Genomic DNA, 14,345 nt, shown 5'->3' on the forward strand with positions numbered 1-14,345 from the left:
GGAAAGGGACGCACGAGTCATGAGTACCGAAGCGCTGCCGTGGACTCCGCCGAACGGACGCGACATTAAGGTCGTTCCGACCGGTCAATGGTGGGACGCCGTCCGCGTGCCCAAACGCCTGGGAGAGCACGCGCTCGGCTTACTCGGCGACCAGTCCGGCGCCGTCATCCAGGACAGCCACGGACCCATGTACTGGCTCGTGACACCGGGCACCGCCGACAACTGGGGCCTGCAGCAGGTTCACGTACTCGGCGCCTCCACCGCCGGGGCCAGCTACGTGGGCGTGCCGCCCGCGCACTGGACCAGTCGGCCCGGCACCCACTGGCGCATCCCAGTGGATCCCGAACGGTACCTCACCGACGCCCAGCTGCTACACGAGGCGCTGAGCCAGGCCGCGAATCCCATCCACAGCACGTCGACCGAGCCAAGCACGAGTGGAGCGCGCTGTGACCACCCATAAACCGCTCCCAGACGCCAGCCGAAGCGGCACCGCGGCGAGCCCCACTCAGTGGATCCAGGACGCCGGAGCCAGCGTCAGCAAGACGCTCCTCGCATGGGAGCACGACAAACTGGCCCCGCTCCCTGTCGGGAAGGCATGGGACGTCGTGCGCCTGCCCCAACCCGCTGGCTGGGCAACCATCCGGATGATGCGGAAGATGGGGGCACCCCTCGGGCCGGTGCTCCACGCGCACTTCAGTGTCGAGGTGCCGGTGCCCGTCCACTCGGCGGACGGCTGGGAGCTGCCCGGCGCAAGCGTGTTGACGGCCGGTGAGACCCTGCTAATTCCGGGGCTGGAGATCGTCGCTCCTGTCACCCGACAAGGACGGTCGTGGATCGTCGTACCGAGCCATCCCCTCATCTTGACGGACCCCGACGACCTGTACGGCGCCTATTTCGCCGCCCTGGCCAGAGCTGGGGAGATGCGCCGATGACCAGTGCCATCGAGGCCACCGCGCCGCCAGTACCGACCCCCGGCCTGATCGCCTCGCTCAACGCCCGGGTGTGGCTCGACCACACCCTCGGCGGCCAGGTGTTCACCGCGCTGCTGCTCACCCACCCCGCGCCGCAGTTTGAGGACGTCGACCCGCACGAGGTCGAGCGGACCATGCGCGGCGTCGCCGCATCCCTGGGCGTAGCGGCCCGCGACCAGGGGCTCGTGGGCGTCGGCGAACGGATCACCGTCCACGCTGGCGGCGCGATCCTGCTCCACTTCGACGGCTCCCAGTACGCGCTGCGCCTCCCCGCCCATCCGCGGTGGGCGCAGGCCATAAGCGGCTTCGGGCAGCTGCTGCTCGCCGTCGGCCTGGACGAGCTGTCCCCGGTCGCGTCGAGGGCCGAGGTCGACGAGTACATAGAAGCGGGCGGGGAGAACGGCCGGCTGCTCGTGGGGCTCGCCACGGTGGCCGACTCACCCCGCGCCGCCCGGCGCGCGATCGCCGCCCGGCGCGACGCGTCAGCTGGCGACCGCCGATGAACGCCCGCCGGGAGATGCCGCCGCCACGACGCAGACGCACTGCGGCCCCATGACCGGGCGGGCCCCGGTGTCTGGTTCCCCCGTACCGGACGCGCCATCGGCGGCCCGCCCCTCGACCCCTCTGGTCGGCTGCGCGGACGTCGGCCACAGGGAGACGGGACTCCGGCACCGGCCAGGCACCCGCGCCGGAGTCCCGCCGAAGACGCACCACCATCAAGAAAGGCACGCATGACCAGCAGGCGACACACCATCAACGCGGCCAGAACCAGCCGGGACGTGCGACCGTCCAGCGGTCCGGCAGCTCGTCAGGAGGACCTGGCCGACCGGCACGTCAGGCAGACCACACACGTCTGCGACGACACCTGCGAAAACCCCTGCGTGCACGACGTCACCCCATAAGCCCCCGCCCCGGCCGCCCCCTTATCGGGAGGACGGTCCGGCCGGGGCGGGCCGCAAGTGCACCACCACAGAAGATCCACACACGAATGGAGAACACCGTGACCGCGACCCGGACCATGGAGCGCCCCGCCACCTCGGCCGTCCGCCCGTTCGGCCTGTCCAAGGCCGTCCCCGTGGCGGACGAGGCCCTCGTCATCCCGGCCCTGCACCTCTGCCCCGAGCGGCAGATCAGCGTGACCGCGACCGGGACGCCGTTCATCAGCGAGCCGTCGATGAAGACGAAGCTCACGACGACGACCCAGACCAAGGAGGACAACCAGCTGGCGACCGACACCGAGAACGACACCGACTGACCTGACAGAAGGATCTGACCCATGACCGTCCTGGTGCTGACCCGGCCCGATGATGCGACCGCTGACCTGGTCATAGCGGAGCTCAACGAACGATCCGTACCCGTACACCGGCTCAACCCCGGTGACTTCCCGGAGAGCCTGACCGTGGCGGCCCGGATCGGCCCCGACCTGACGTCGTGGCAGGGCGTCTTACGCGGTCAGCACCGGGACGTGTCTCTCAGCGACATCCGATCCGTGTACTACCGACGCCCCGGAGCGCCCCGTCTCCACCCCGACATGTCCGAGCAGGACGCACGATGGGCGCAGGCCGAGGCACAAGCCGGGTTCAACGGGATGACGTATTCGCTGCCCTGCCTGTGGGTGAACCACCCGAACCGCAACGCCCTCGCTGCATACCCGCCCGTCGCCCTGGCCGCAGCGGCCCGCGGCGGGCTCTCTGTCCCCCGCACGCTGATCACCAACGACCCCGTCCAAGCCCGCGAGTTCATCTCCGAGCTGCCGGGCCAAGTCGCCGCGTACAAGGCGCTCGGCACCACCCACCCCAGCGACCAGGACGACCGGCCGCAGGCCCTGTGGACGACGCAGGTCCGACCGGGTGAGATCGATGAGTCCGTCAGGCGCACCGCGCACCAGTTCCAAGAGTGGGTGGACAAGGCGTACGAGGTGCGGCTCACCGCAGTCGCGCACACCTTGTTCGCGGCCGAGATCCACGCAGGCTCAGACGCCTCCCGCATCGACTTCCGCGCCGATTACGACAGCCTGACGTTCAAGTCCTGCCAGGCGCCCGAGCACATCGCCGGGGGCGTCCACATGCTGATGTGCACGTTCGGCCTGCAATACGTCGCCCTCGACTTCCTCGTTAACGCCCAAGGCCACTGGTACTTGGTCGACGTCAACCCCAACGGCAGTGGGGATTCATCCCCGACCTGCGCATGCCCATTACCCGAGCACTCGCTGACCTACTGGAGAGGGGCAAAGCGTGATCACCGAAGCACCATCGGCAGACGAGCTGCGCCAGCACATGGCCGAACAGCTGGTGAGGGCTGGCTGCATCCGGTCCAAGCCATGGCACGCCGCCTTCCTGAGCGTCCCCCGCGAGACCTTTGTGCCGACCTTCACCGTCCGGTCCCAGGGCAGCCTGCACGAATACAGTCAGGGCGACCCCGCATGGCTGGCCGCGGCCTACCAGGACATCTCCCTGCTGACCCAGTTCGACCAGGACGGCACCGCCACCAGCTCGTCCACTCAGCCCTCCCTCATGGCCCAGATGCTCGAGGCCCTGGACGTGCGGGACGGCGACACCGTGCTGGAGATCGGTGCGGGCACCGGCTACAACGCGGCGCTGCTCTCCCATCGACTTGGCAGCGATCACGTCGTGACGGTCGACGTCGACCCCGAGCTGGTGGCCGCGGCGCGAGCCCGCCTGCGGCAAGCCGGCTACGAGCCCACTCTGGTCGCTGGGGACGGGATGGCCGGCTACCAGGAGCGCGCACCGTACGACCGGCTGCTGGCGACGTGCGGTGTGGGGCGGGCCCCGGACGCGTGGCGGGAGCAGCTTCGGCCCGGTGGGGTGATCGTGGTCAACATCGGCTGCGGCATCGCGCGCCTGGTACTCGAGGCCGACCGCTCCGCCACCGGACGCTTCCTTCCCGGCCTGGCTACCTTCATGACGGCTCGGCCGGCCCTTGACGCCGTGGGCACCACGGTGGGGAGCCTCGTGCAACCGTTGCTGACGTGGTCCGGCCAGACACGGGAGATCACCGTCCCGGCGAGCCTGGACGTGCCGGCCCCGCAACTGCTGTCCTCTCTGGTGCACCCCACTGCGGCCGACTTCGCCCTCGTAGATGACGAGGGCCGGCAGATCCGGTGCCTGTACGACCCGGGTAGCTCGTCGTGGGCGCGGATCACGATGACCGGAGTGACGAGCGCTCGGCTCGATCACGGGGGGCCGCGTGATCTGTGGGCCGAGCGGGAGCCACTGCTCTCGCACTGGCGGGATGCCGGGCGCCCTGGCCACGAGCGGTACGGCGTGACCGTCGCTCCGGACGGCGGGCATTCGCTGTGGCTGGACGAGCCGGATGGCGTGACCTGGCAACTGCCGGACTAGGCGCCGTTCAGCCGGGAGCCGGCCGTCTTGCCTCTCAGGCGCAACAGCCCCTCAACCCAGAGTGGTTGAGGGGCTGAAGTCACGCTCTCACCTGCGGTGAATCACCGTGGGCGCAGACGGGTTCGAACCGCCGACATCTGCCTTGTAAGGGCAGCGCTCTACCGCTGAGCTATGCGCCCGGGATGAGGTGCCAGCCTACCCTGTCCGCGCCGCGCCGCCGCAATCCAGTGGCTGAGCGAAAGAACGGGCCTGATCGCGAACCATCCGTCACGCCTGTTCGTCGGTCACTGGTGGGAGAATGACAGCCGGGCCTGGGGCGATCCATGTGGGAGAGGGAAGTGGCGGCGACATCCGCGCGATCTGCACGTCCAGTACGTCGTCCTCGTCCGGAGCATGGTCCGGGTCCAGCGCGCCGTCCGGGTCCAGCGCGCCGCCTGGGGGCGGGGTGGCGGCCGCGGGGGCTGGGGCGGCGGGTGGTCGAGGGGTTCGTGGGGGGTGTGGCGCTGGTGGTGGCGCCGTTGCCGTTGCTGGTGGCGGTGGTGCCGGTGACGTTCGCGGGGGGCGGGGCGCGGCGGTGGTTCGGGGGGCGGGGGGAAGGGCAGCGGGCGCAGGCGCAGGCGGCGAAGGACGAGGCCGCGGCGGCGTTCTACGAGCTGGACACCGCGCAGCGCGATCTGCGGATCTCGATCGAGACGATCACGGCGGTCGACGACTCCCCGGCCGCCCGGCGGGCCAAGGCCGACTTCGAGGCGCTCGGCCAGCGGATCGACCAGGTCAGCCGGGACTACATCACCGCCGTGGACGCCCATGACCTGGACCGCGACGACCTGGACGGCTCGGCCGCCTCGCGCGCCCGCGCGGATCTGGTCAGGGCGAAGGACGAGCTGCGGCGCACCAAGGGGGACCTCGACCGCTTCGCGCAGGGCCTCGCCCCGCTGCTGGAGCAGGCCGAGACCCAGCTGGCGCGGCTGGCGCCCGCCGTGGAGCGCGCCCGGCAGGCGCTGCGCGCGGCGAGCGAGGCGCTGGATGCCGTGCGGGGGTCGGGGCTGCGGGCCGACGACCTGGCGGCGCGGCTGGCCGCGCTGGCGCCCGAGCTGACCAAGCTCAACGAGGGGGCGGGCCGGCACGGTGTGCAGGAGACCATCCGGCGCGCCGACGATGTGCTGCGCCGGGCGGAGGCGGTGCGCGGCGAGGCGGAGCGGCTGCCGGAGCGGGCCTCGGAGATCGACCGGCGGCTGGTGTCGCTGCGGACCCGCGCGCAGGCGATCACCACGCGTACGGAGGGGGTGGGGCCCGTGCTGAGCGAGTTGCGGCGCCGGTACAGCGCGGCCTGCTGGCAGGATCTGCAGGCCGTTCCCGAGCAGGCGGCGGAGGAGGTCGCGCGCGCCGAGGCGAAGCTCAAGGAGGCGCAGGAGGCGCGGGACGACCAGCGCTGGGCCGATGCCACCGCCCTCCTGTCGACCGTACGGGCACTGCTGAACACCACGGACGAGGCGGTGTCGGCGGCAGGCGACCGGCTGCGGCGGCTCGACGAGGTGTCCTACGACCGGAACAAGGAAGTCGAGCGCACGCGCTTCGCGATCCGCGACGCGCAGCGGCTGGCCATGGCCGGGCGCGACACCCCCGACCCGCGCCACGCGCGGCCGCTGGACGGCGCGGTGGAGCGGCTGGACCAGGCGATCGCCGGCCTGGAGGGGCGGCACCCGGACTGGTGGCACTTCCTGACCGAGACGGAGGCCGTGCGCCAGACGGCCGCCCGCGTGGTGCAGGAGATCCGTGAGGAGCGGGGTGGCGGCGCGCACTGAGCGTGGCGGTCGTCGACCTGCGGTTTTGCGCGCTTTGTGTGCTGTTGGACCGCGTCTGGCCTGGCTATGCTGCCTCCTATGCCTCGTTACGAATACCGATGCCGCGCCTGCGGGACCACCTTTGAGCTGAACCGGCCCATGGCCGAGTCCTCGGCGCCCGCGTCCTGCCCGGACGGGCACGACGACACGGTGAAGCTGCTCTCGACGGTCGCCGTCACCGGAGCCTCCTCCGCTCCGGCGCGCTCGCAGGCCTCCGGTGGCGGTGGCGGCGGTGGCGGGTGCTGTGGGGGCGGATGCTGCGAGTGAGGCCGCGCGGGCGCGGATGCCGCGGGTGAGGCCGCGCGGGCGCGGATGCCGCCGGTGACGCGGGCGCGGTTGAGCCGGACCGGCCGGGGGCGGATCCTGGGAGGTACGTACGCAGGTACGGCCTCGACCGCGCAGCGCGCAGCACCGTGAGGCCGGGGTCTCCGCGCGCGGCAGGGGTAAAGCCCACCAGCCCGAAGGAGGCCGGACATGGCTACTGGCCGCCCCTCCCCCATCGGTCCTCACCCAGCGGGGATCGGACGCCAGTTCCCGGAGCGGATCGGCGTCCGCATCAAACTCGACGAACATCTGCCGGTCGACCACCGGCTCAGCCAGGTCTACCGCGTCGGTGCGGCCCTGATGGGCCTGGTCCTGATCGCCTTCGGCATCCTGGGCCTGGTCCACCAGATCGGTTTCTTTGACACCGGCGGTGCCACCGTCGCGGGTCTGAACACCAATGGCACGCTGAGCGTGCTGTCCATCGTCATCGGCGCGCTGCTGGTCGCCGGCATGGTCATCGGCGGCAACTTCGCCTCGACCCTCAACATCGTGCTGGGCGTCCTCTTCCTGCTGAGCGGTTTCGTCAATCTCGCCCTGATAAGGACGCCCTACGACTTCCTGGCCTTCCGCCTGCAGAACGTGCTGTTCAGCTTTGTGGTCGGCCTGATGCTGATGTGGTTCGGCATGTACGGGCGGGTCAGTGGCGGGCTGCCGCACGACAATCCGTACTGGCAGGCCCGCCACCCCGTCCTCGCCGAACGCGAGGCGCGTGCCCGGGAGCTCCAGGCCGGTCGTGGCGATCAGGCAACGGAGAAGCCGCCCGGCACGCCGCCCGGTACGCCTCCCGGAAAGTGGGGCAAGCTCGATCAGCCCCCCGGAGCGTCCCGGGCCTCGCACGCCCCCCAGCAGCAGGAAGGAGGCCGGCACGCCCGGCGGCTGCTGCGGCGGCGCAGGCTCAGCGGCGGCGGGCCAGAGTCAGCCCGTCAGCGACCGTCAGCATGACCGACTCCATCCGGTCGTCGGCGGCCACATGCTCGTTGAACGCCTTGATCGCCGCCCCCGAGCCCGTCGCCTCCGGGTCGACGACCGACCCGTGGAAGAACACGTTGTCCGCGACGATCAGCCCGCCCGGGCTCATACGCGGCACCAACTCATCCCAGTACGCGATGTAGTTGCCCTTGTCCGCGTCGAGATAGGCCAGGTCGATGTGCGGCTCGGCCGGCATCGCCCGCAGCGTGTCGAGCGCGGGGGCGATCCGCAGGTCGATACGGTCCGCGACCCCCGCCTTGGCCCAGGCGTCCCGCCCGTACGCCGTCCACTCCTCCGACACGTCGCAGGCGATCAGCGTGCCGTCGGCGGGCAGCGCCTGCGCCATCGACAGGGCGGAGAAGCCGGTGAAGGTGCCGACCTCGACGATGTGCCGGGCGCCGGTCAGCCGCACCAGGAACGCCAGCAGCGGACCCTGTTCCTCGGCTGACTGCATGCCCGCGTACTCGGGCAGCCGGGCGTGTGTGACCTCGACGAGCTCGCGCTGGACCGGGTCGAGCGGCGGGTTGTGGCCCAGCATGTAGCCGTACAGCTCGTCCGTGACCGGCGTGCTCTTGCTCTCGGCCAACGTGGCCCCCTTCAGCTTCCCAGATAACGCAGTACAGCCAGTACGCGGCGACTGTAACCCGAACTCGCGGGGAGTTCGAGCTTGTCGAAGATCGCATTGATGTGCTTCTCGACGGCGCTGCGCGAGACATGCAGCCGCTCCGCGATGGCGGTGTTGGCGTGGCCCTGCGCCATCGCGCCGAGGACGTCCCGCTCGCGCGGGGTGAGCCGGCCGAGCGGGTCGGTGTGGGTGCTGCGGGCCAGCAGTCTGCGGACGACCTCGGGGTCGAAGGCGGCGCGGCCCGCCGCGACGCGCTCCAGCGCGTCCAGGAACTCGTCGACCTCCACCACCCGGTCCTTGAGCAGATATCCGACCCCCGCGCCGCCGTCCTCGGCGGTGAGCAGTTCGGTCGCGTACCGCTTCTCCACGTACTGCGACAGCACCAGCACGCCCACGCCGGGGTGCAGCCGCCGGATCTCCAGCGCCGCCCGCAGCCCCTCGTCGCTGTGGGTCGGCGGCATCCGTACGTCGACCACCACCGCGTCCACGTCCGGGCACCGCCCCACCGCCTCGACCAGCGCCGTGCCGTCGCCCACCGCCGCCACCACCTCGTGGCCCTCCTCGGCGAGCAGCCGCACCAGGCCCTCGCGCAGCAGGGTCGAGTCATCGGCCAGGATCACGCGCATGGCAGCTCCGGCAGCTCCGCGCCGACCGTGGTGGGTCCGCCGGGCGGGCTGACCACCCGCAGCCGGCCGTCCAGGGCCGCCACCCGCCGGGCCAGGCCCAGCAGCCCGCCGCCCGCCGGGTCCGCGCCGCCCCTGCCGTCGTCGGTGACCCGTACCAGCAGCCCGCCCAAGGTCCCCACCTCCGCCTCCCGCCGGGTGAGCGCCACCGTGACCCGCTCCGCGCCCGAGTGCTTGATCGCGTTGGTCACCGCCTCGGCGACCACGAAGTACGCCACTGTACGGACCGCCTCCCCCGGCTCCGCCGTCAGCCCGTACTCCAGCTGCACCGGGATGGGCGACCGCTCGGCGACCGCCTCCAGCGCCGCCCGCAGCCCGGCCTCGTCCAGCGCCGTCGGGTACACCCGCCACGCCACCTCGCGCAGATCGATCAGCGCGGCCCGGCTCTCCTCGTGGGCCTGGACGAGCAGGGCACGCGCCTTGTCGGGGTCCTGGCTGCGGCGGGCCCGGCCGAGCAGCATGCCGAGGGCGACCAGCCGCTGCTGCACCCCGTCGTGCAGATCGCGCTCGATGCGGCGGCGCTCGTCGTGCACCGCGTCCACGACCCCGGCGCGGCTGGTGGACAGCTCGTCGATCCGGCGCCGAAGCGCCTCCTGGTGGCTGGGGCCGAGGAAGTGGCGGGCCAGCCGCCCCTCCAGGAGCGCGACGCCGACGATGCCCTGGAGAGCGAGGAAGAGCAGGAACAGGCCGCCGATCGCGGAGGTGGTGATGGTGATCCACGCGCCGTCGCGCATGAGGAACCAGCCCCACAGCAGCAGACTGCCGTACGCGGTGCCGACCGCCACGGCCAGCAGCACCAGCCCGCCCAGCAGCCCCAGCGACCAGCGCACCGCCAGGTAGTGGCGGGCGGCGCGCCCGTCGTACTCGGCCGCGGTGTCATGGCCCAGGAAGCGGGCCAGCCGGCGGCGCTCGGTCTCCGTCAGCCGCCGCGCCCCGGCCGTCACCGTGCGCAGCACACACCGCCGGGCGGCCGGCCATCCGCCGGGCCAGGTCCGTACGCACAGCAGGGCCAGGCCCGCCGCCACGACGCACACCAGCTCCACGAGCGCGGTGCCCGCGCCGATCAGCAGCCCGCCCGCCAGGCGCAGCCCGCGCCGCGGCCAGCTCCCCAACGTCCCCCTCGTACTCATGGACGGCAACGCTAGTGGCGCGCACCGGCCCGCACACTGAGGATTTCCGCAGGTTGTGGGTGTGGTGCACGACCGCGGGGCCGGGTGGGCGCCCTCATGGTCCCGGGGCGCCCGCGTTCCTAGCGTCGTGGGACATGAGCGACCGGATCACCGACTGGGCCACCGGCCTGATGGACACCTTGGGCGCGCCCGGCGCGGGCGCCGCCATCGCCCTGGAAAACCTCTTCCCACCGCTGCCCAGTGAGGTGATCCTGCCGCTGGCGGGATTCGCCGCCGCGCGGGGCGACATGAACCTGTACGCCGCGCTGCTGTGGACCACGGCGGGCTCGGTGATCGGGGCGCTCGCCCTGTACTGGGTGGGCGGGCTGCTCGGCCGGGACCGTACGGTCGCGATCGCCGCGCGGCTGCCACTGGTGAAGGTGGCCGACATCGAGCGCACGGAGCGATGGTTCGCCCGGCACGGCACGAAGGCCGTCTTCTTCGGGCGCATGGTGCCGATCTTCCGCAGCCTGATCTCGGTGCCGGCCGGGATCGAGCGGATGCCGGTGCCCGCCTTCCTCGCCCTGACCACGCTCGGGAGCCTGATCTGGAACACGGTGTTCGTGCTGGCCGGGTACGCGCTGGGGGACAACTGGCACGAGGTGACGGACTACGTGTCGGTGTACTCCAAGGTGGTGGCGGGCGCGGCGGCGCTGGGGGTGGTGGTCTTCGTCGGCGTACGGGTCTTCCGCCCGGGGCAGGGCCGGCGGCGGGGGTGAACGGATTACGGCGCCACGCCGGCCCGGGCCGCGAAGGCCCGCAGGATCTCCTCCCCCGCCGCCACGCCCCTCGCCTCCAACGCCGTCACCCGCGGCGCCGTCCAGCCCTCGTCGGCGAGTTCGCCGTGGCCCGGGCGCCAGGCCCGGTCGGCGGCGAGGAGGAGGTCGGCGTCCAGGAGGGAGTCCCCGGCGCCCAGCACCTCGCGCGCCCCCGTACGGCGCGCGATCTCGGCGACCGCCGCGCTCTTGGTGAGCGGCTTCGGCACGGCGTAGATCTTGCGGCCCTGCAGCGAGACCGTCCAGCCGCGCTCCTCGGCCCAGACCGTCAGCTCCTTGACGTACCCCTCGGGCAGCAGGGCCCGCTCGACGACCAGATAGGCGAACAGGTCCTCGGCCACCCGCTCCTTGAGCAGCCAGGCCGGGTCCGCGGTACGGACGAGATGGGCGCGGACCTCCTCCAGCGGCGCGCACGCCGCGGCGAGGCGGGCGCGCACGGACGCCTGCCAATCCGGGTCGGACTCGCCGTCGACCAGCAGATGCCCGCCGTTCGCGCAGATCGCGAAGCGGGGGGCGGGGCCGGGGAGGCGGACCCGGCCGTACTGCTCGCGGGTGCGCGTGGTGGTCGGTACGAAGACGGCGCCGCGGGCCAGCTCGGTGAGCAGCCCGGCCGCGGTCTCCGTCATGTACGACAGCGGCCGGTGGCCGTACACCTCGACACACAGCAGGCGGGGTGCCTCGGCGTCCGGCATACGGAGGTCGAGGGCCGCCGCGGAGTAGATCAGCGTGCGGTCGAGGTCGCTCGCGATCAGCAGGGGCTGCTGGTCATGGCTTGTCATCAGGCGCTCACCGCCTTGCCGTCCGCGCCCGTCGCGCCGCGCGTGTAGCGGGGGTGGATCAGCCCGACGCACGAGTACGGCAGGTCGCCCACCTCCTCCACCGGCACCCCGCGCTGCTCGGCCAGCAGCCGCACATGCGCCAGGTCCGCGCCGGCGCCGCGCGCCGCGAGGATCTTCCACGGGACGCGGCGCAGCAGCACCCGCGTCGTCTCGCCCACGCCCGGCTTGACGAGGTTCACGTCGTGGATGCCGTACTCCTCGCTGATCCGCTCGACGGCCGCCCACCCCTCCCAGGTGGGGGTGCGGTCGGCGGCCGCGAGCTCCTTCGCGTCGGCGGCGACTTGGTCGGCGACCTCGTCGAAGCGGGCCGTGACGGTGTCCAGGAAGAGCCCGGAGACATCGGCGCCGGCCAGCTCGCGGTAGAACTTCCCGCCGTGGAAGTCGTCGGGCCCGACCAGGTCGGCGCGGAGGACGGTGCGCGATATCAGCCCGGAGACGGTCGAGTTGAGGCAGGCGGAGGGGATGAGGAAGTCATCGCGCGTGCCGTACGTCTCCACGCAGCGGCCGGGGTCGGCGAGTACGGCGATCCGCGGGTCGAAGCCGGGATACGGCCGTACGGCCTCGGCCAGCTCGCGGGTGATCGCGCCCTTGCCGGTCCAGCCGTCCACGAACACCACGTCGGCGGGGTCGTGACGGTCCGCCAGCCAGCGCAGCGCCGTGGTGTCGATGCCGCGGCCGCGCACGATGGAGATGGCGTAGTGCGGCAGGTCGAGACCGTGGGCGTGGCGCGCCCAGCGGCGCATCAGCACGCCGACGGGGGTGCCGGCCCGGGCCAGCGACACCAGCACGGGGCGCGGCGAACGCTCCGCGAGCACGGTCTCGGTGACCGCGCCGACCGCCCGCGCGATGCGCGCCGCGGAGGTGGTGAGCGCGGCCCGGAACAGCGCCTGGTACTCCTCGGTGGGCTGGTACTCGACGGGCAGCGACTCGGCGTAGTGCGCGCCGCCGCTCTGGATCGCCTCTTCGCGCTCCTCGGTGGGCGCCTCGAGCGTGACGTCGGAGAAGTCCTGCAGCAGCCAGCCGACCTCTTCGGGGGCGTACGAGGAGAACGCCGGGCCGCGCAGCGGTTCCGGCAGCGGCGGTTGTGACATGGGGGGCGCCTGTCGATCGGAGTTACGGGCGGGGGTGTAGGACGGCACGACGGCCAGCAGGAGGCGGTCGGTGTGCTCGGCGAGGTGCGCCAACAGCCCGTCCGGGGCGTGCAGTTCGGGGGTGTCGGCGGGCGAGTCGACGACGGCGACGATCGCGTCGAAGCGGCGCGCGGGGTCGCTGCCGGGGGCCACGTTGTAGGCGTAGCGCTCGCCGGGCCCGTCGGCGGGCGCGTCGTGCGCGGGGAAGGCGAGGCGGGTACGGATCGCGTAGCCGGGGTCGTCGACGGCCAGCACGGGTGAGCGCGTGGTGGTCGAGTACCGCACCTCGGCCCCGCCCGACCCGGCGTCCGGGCCGCTGGACCCGCTGTCCAGCGCGGTCTCCAGCGCCTCGGCGATCCGCAGCGGCGCGTACATCAGCTCCTCGAAGCCGAGCACGAGCACGCGCCGCGGCCCGCTGCCCAGCGCCTCGGCGATACGGGCCGCCATGCCCGGAAGCGCGGCCTCCAGCCGCTCCCGGTGCGCGGGCGTGAACCCGTGCCGCCCCCCGTCGGGCACGCCCAGCGGCCAGCCGAGCTCGACGCGGACCGCCCCCGTACGCCCGGCGTGCCCGGTGAGCCCGGTGAGCCCGGCGCCGGGCGCGGTCGGGGAATCAGGCCCGGCCGCGGGCGCCGAGGCGAAGCCAGGCGCCACCGCGTGCGCCGCGCCGGGCCCTGACGCCGGGCCGGGCGCGTTCCCCGGGCCGGGCGCGGACGCCGTCCCCGCCCCGGGCGCGGGCGCGGGCGCGTTCCCGGGCGCAAGCACGTTTTCCGAGCCGCGCGCGGGTGCGAACCGCGGACCGGGCTCGGGTGCGTTCCCTGAGACGGACCGGAGCGCCGCGCCGGGCGCGGACCCCGAGTCGGCGAACGCCGAGCCGGACCCGGGCGCCGCGCCGGGCCCCGCCCCCGGCCGCCCCGTGGCGGTCTCGTGCTCCGCCACCAGCCGCTGTCCGCGCTCCAGGACGCCCTCCGGCAGCCGGACCGTGCCCGTCGCCGCCGCGATCAGGTCCACGCGCGCGCCGAGGTCGGCGGCGAACGCGTCAAGGCGGGCGCGGTCCTCGGCGGAGCGCATGTCGACCAGGGCCACCACCACGTACCGCTCGCGCGGGAAGCGGCGGTGGAGGGCGGCGATCGTGTTGAGCACCGTGCGGCCGGTCGAGAACTCGTCGTCGACGAGGACCAGAGGGCCGTCCGTGGCCAGCAGGCCGGGGTCCTCGGGGAGGAGGAGGTGGGACGTGGCGTGGCTGTGCTCCTCCTCGAAGCCGCCCACCGGGGCGACCCCCGCGACCGGGCGGCGGGTGGAGTGGAGGTAGGGGGCGAGGCCCAGGCCGTCCGCGACGCTGTGGCCCAGGCCGGTCGCGGTCTCCGCGTAGCCGAGCACGACCGCGCGCGCCGCGGCCTCCTCGCCCAGCAGCTCGCGTACCCGGCGGCCGAGCCGTACGCCGGCGCCGTGGACGGCACGCGGCCGCTGCGGCACGTGCTTGCCGAGCACATTGGACACCAGCAGGTGCGCGCGCTTGGGGTTGCGCCGCAGCGCGAGTCCCAGCAGCTCGCGCAGTTCGTCGCCGCCTTCGAGCCCGACCCCCAGCCGGTCCGCGACCCACTGCCCCGACCACATCACGCCGTACGCCCCATCCGCTCCGTCAGCCCCATCAAC

At 73.0% G+C, this 14,345-nt stretch carries 14 protein-coding genes, 1 tRNA gene and 2 pseudogenes; 11 read left to right on the forward strand and 6 right to left on the reverse strand.

Going from position 1 to position 14,345, the window contains the following annotated elements:
- The first annotated feature begins 19 nt into the window (after window positions 1-19).
- From ACFZDL_RS13015 to ACFZDL_RS13045, 7 genes and pseudogenes are all read left to right on the forward strand, one after another.
- Entirely contained in the window at window positions 20-460 is a 441-nt protein-coding gene (locus ACFZDL_RS13015; RefSeq protein ID WP_353589036.1) for a hypothetical protein, read from the forward strand.
- On the forward strand, window positions 447-932 hold the full coding sequence (locus tag ACFZDL_RS13020) for a hypothetical protein (protein WP_353589038.1): 486 nt from the start codon (window positions 447-449) through the stop codon (window positions 930-932). Before ACFZDL_RS13015 ends, ACFZDL_RS13020 begins: the two co-directional genes overlap by 14 nt.
- The gene (locus ACFZDL_RS13025) at window positions 929-1,474 is read left to right on the forward strand and encodes a hypothetical protein (RefSeq protein ID WP_353589040.1); all 546 of its coding nucleotides are present in this window, start codon (window positions 929-931) and stop codon (window positions 1,472-1,474) included. Before ACFZDL_RS13020 ends, ACFZDL_RS13025 begins: the two co-directional genes overlap by 4 nt.
- Window positions 1,475-1,702: 228 nt before the next feature.
- Window positions 1,703-1,873: a hypothetical protein gene (locus ACFZDL_RS13030; protein WP_353589042.1), complete on the forward strand. Its 171-nt coding sequence runs from the start codon at window positions 1,703-1,705 to the stop codon at window positions 1,871-1,873.
- 98 nt (window positions 1,874-1,971) lie between these two features.
- Complete coding sequence (gene tgmA, locus ACFZDL_RS13035; protein ID WP_353589044.1) at window positions 1,972-2,226, forward strand: putative ATP-grasp-modified RiPP; 255 nt, start codon at window positions 1,972-1,974, stop codon at window positions 2,224-2,226.
- 21 nt (window positions 2,227-2,247) lie between these two features.
- Window positions 2,248-2,538, forward strand: a pseudogene (locus ACFZDL_RS13040) (MvdC/MvdD family ATP grasp protein); the annotation flags it as partial.
- Between the two features lie 667 nt (window positions 2,539-3,205).
- Window positions 3,206-4,333, forward strand: a complete 1,128-nt coding sequence (locus tag ACFZDL_RS13045; RefSeq protein WP_353589046.1) for a methyltransferase domain-containing protein — start codon at window positions 3,206-3,208, stop codon at window positions 4,331-4,333.
- A 107-nt stretch (window positions 4,334-4,440) separates the two neighbouring features.
- On the opposite strand, the gene ACFZDL_RS13050 is transcribed toward ACFZDL_RS13045, so the two are convergent.
- Window positions 4,441-4,512 (reverse strand) — tRNA-Val (locus ACFZDL_RS13050).
- A 318-nt stretch (window positions 4,513-4,830) separates the two neighbouring features.
- On the opposite strand from ACFZDL_RS13050, the gene ACFZDL_RS13055 reads away from it, so the two are divergent.
- From ACFZDL_RS13055 to ACFZDL_RS13065, 3 genes and pseudogenes are all read left to right on the forward strand, one after another.
- Window positions 4,831-6,138, forward strand: coding sequence for a hypothetical protein (locus ACFZDL_RS13055; protein ID WP_391191191.1), 1,308 nt, complete (start codon window positions 4,831-4,833; stop codon window positions 6,136-6,138).
- A gap of 78 nt (window positions 6,139-6,216) precedes the next feature.
- Window positions 6,217-6,444 (forward strand): zinc ribbon domain-containing protein, encoded by a 228-nt coding sequence (locus ACFZDL_RS13060; RefSeq protein WP_353589049.1) that lies wholly within the window; start codon window positions 6,217-6,219, stop codon window positions 6,442-6,444.
- A 207-nt stretch (window positions 6,445-6,651) separates the two neighbouring features.
- Window positions 6,652-7,266 (forward strand): annotated as a pseudogene (locus tag ACFZDL_RS13065) (DUF4383 domain-containing protein); the annotation flags it as partial.
- 130 nt (window positions 7,267-7,396) lie between these two features.
- Here the strand turns inward: ACFZDL_RS13065 and ACFZDL_RS13070 are convergent.
- Genes ACFZDL_RS13070 through ACFZDL_RS13080 form a run of 3 tightly spaced genes read right to left on the reverse strand, consistent with a single transcriptional unit; the run spans window position 7,397 to window position 9,908 of the window.
- Window positions 7,397-8,008, reverse strand: coding sequence for a class I SAM-dependent methyltransferase (locus tag ACFZDL_RS13070; RefSeq protein ID WP_353589732.1), 612 nt, complete (start codon window positions 8,006-8,008; stop codon window positions 7,397-7,399).
- 59 nt (window positions 8,009-8,067) lie between these two features.
- A complete protein-coding gene (locus ACFZDL_RS13075; RefSeq protein ID WP_353589053.1) occupies window positions 8,068-8,721 on the reverse strand; it encodes a response regulator transcription factor in 654 nt (217 codons plus the stop codon).
- Complete coding sequence (locus ACFZDL_RS13080; protein ID WP_353589055.1) at window positions 8,712-9,908, reverse strand: histidine kinase; 1,197 nt, start codon at window positions 9,906-9,908, stop codon at window positions 8,712-8,714. Before ACFZDL_RS13080 ends, ACFZDL_RS13075 begins: the two co-directional genes overlap by 10 nt.
- 134 nt (window positions 9,909-10,042) lie before the next feature.
- Between ACFZDL_RS13080 and ACFZDL_RS13085 the strand changes: the two genes are divergently transcribed.
- The gene (locus tag ACFZDL_RS13085; protein WP_353589057.1) at window positions 10,043-10,666 is read left to right on the forward strand and encodes a DedA family protein; all 624 of its coding nucleotides are present in this window, start codon (window positions 10,043-10,045) and stop codon (window positions 10,664-10,666) included.
- 5 nt (window positions 10,667-10,671) lie between these two features.
- On the opposite strand, the gene ACFZDL_RS13090 is transcribed toward ACFZDL_RS13085, so the two are convergent.
- A complete protein-coding gene (locus ACFZDL_RS13090) occupies window positions 10,672-11,502 on the reverse strand; it encodes an HAD family hydrolase (RefSeq protein WP_353589059.1) in 831 nt (276 codons plus the stop codon).
- A complete protein-coding gene (locus ACFZDL_RS13095) occupies window positions 11,502-14,306 on the reverse strand; it encodes a phosphoribosyltransferase (RefSeq protein WP_353589734.1) in 2,805 nt (934 codons plus the stop codon). The genes ACFZDL_RS13090 and ACFZDL_RS13095 overlap by 1 nt, the downstream gene beginning before the upstream one ends.
- Between the last annotated feature and the right edge of the window lie 39 nt (window positions 14,307-14,345).

It is taken from the genome of Streptomyces sp. NPDC007917 (assembly GCF_042959105.1).
Lineage (GTDB): Bacteria > Actinomycetota > Actinomycetes > Streptomycetales > Streptomycetaceae > Streptomyces.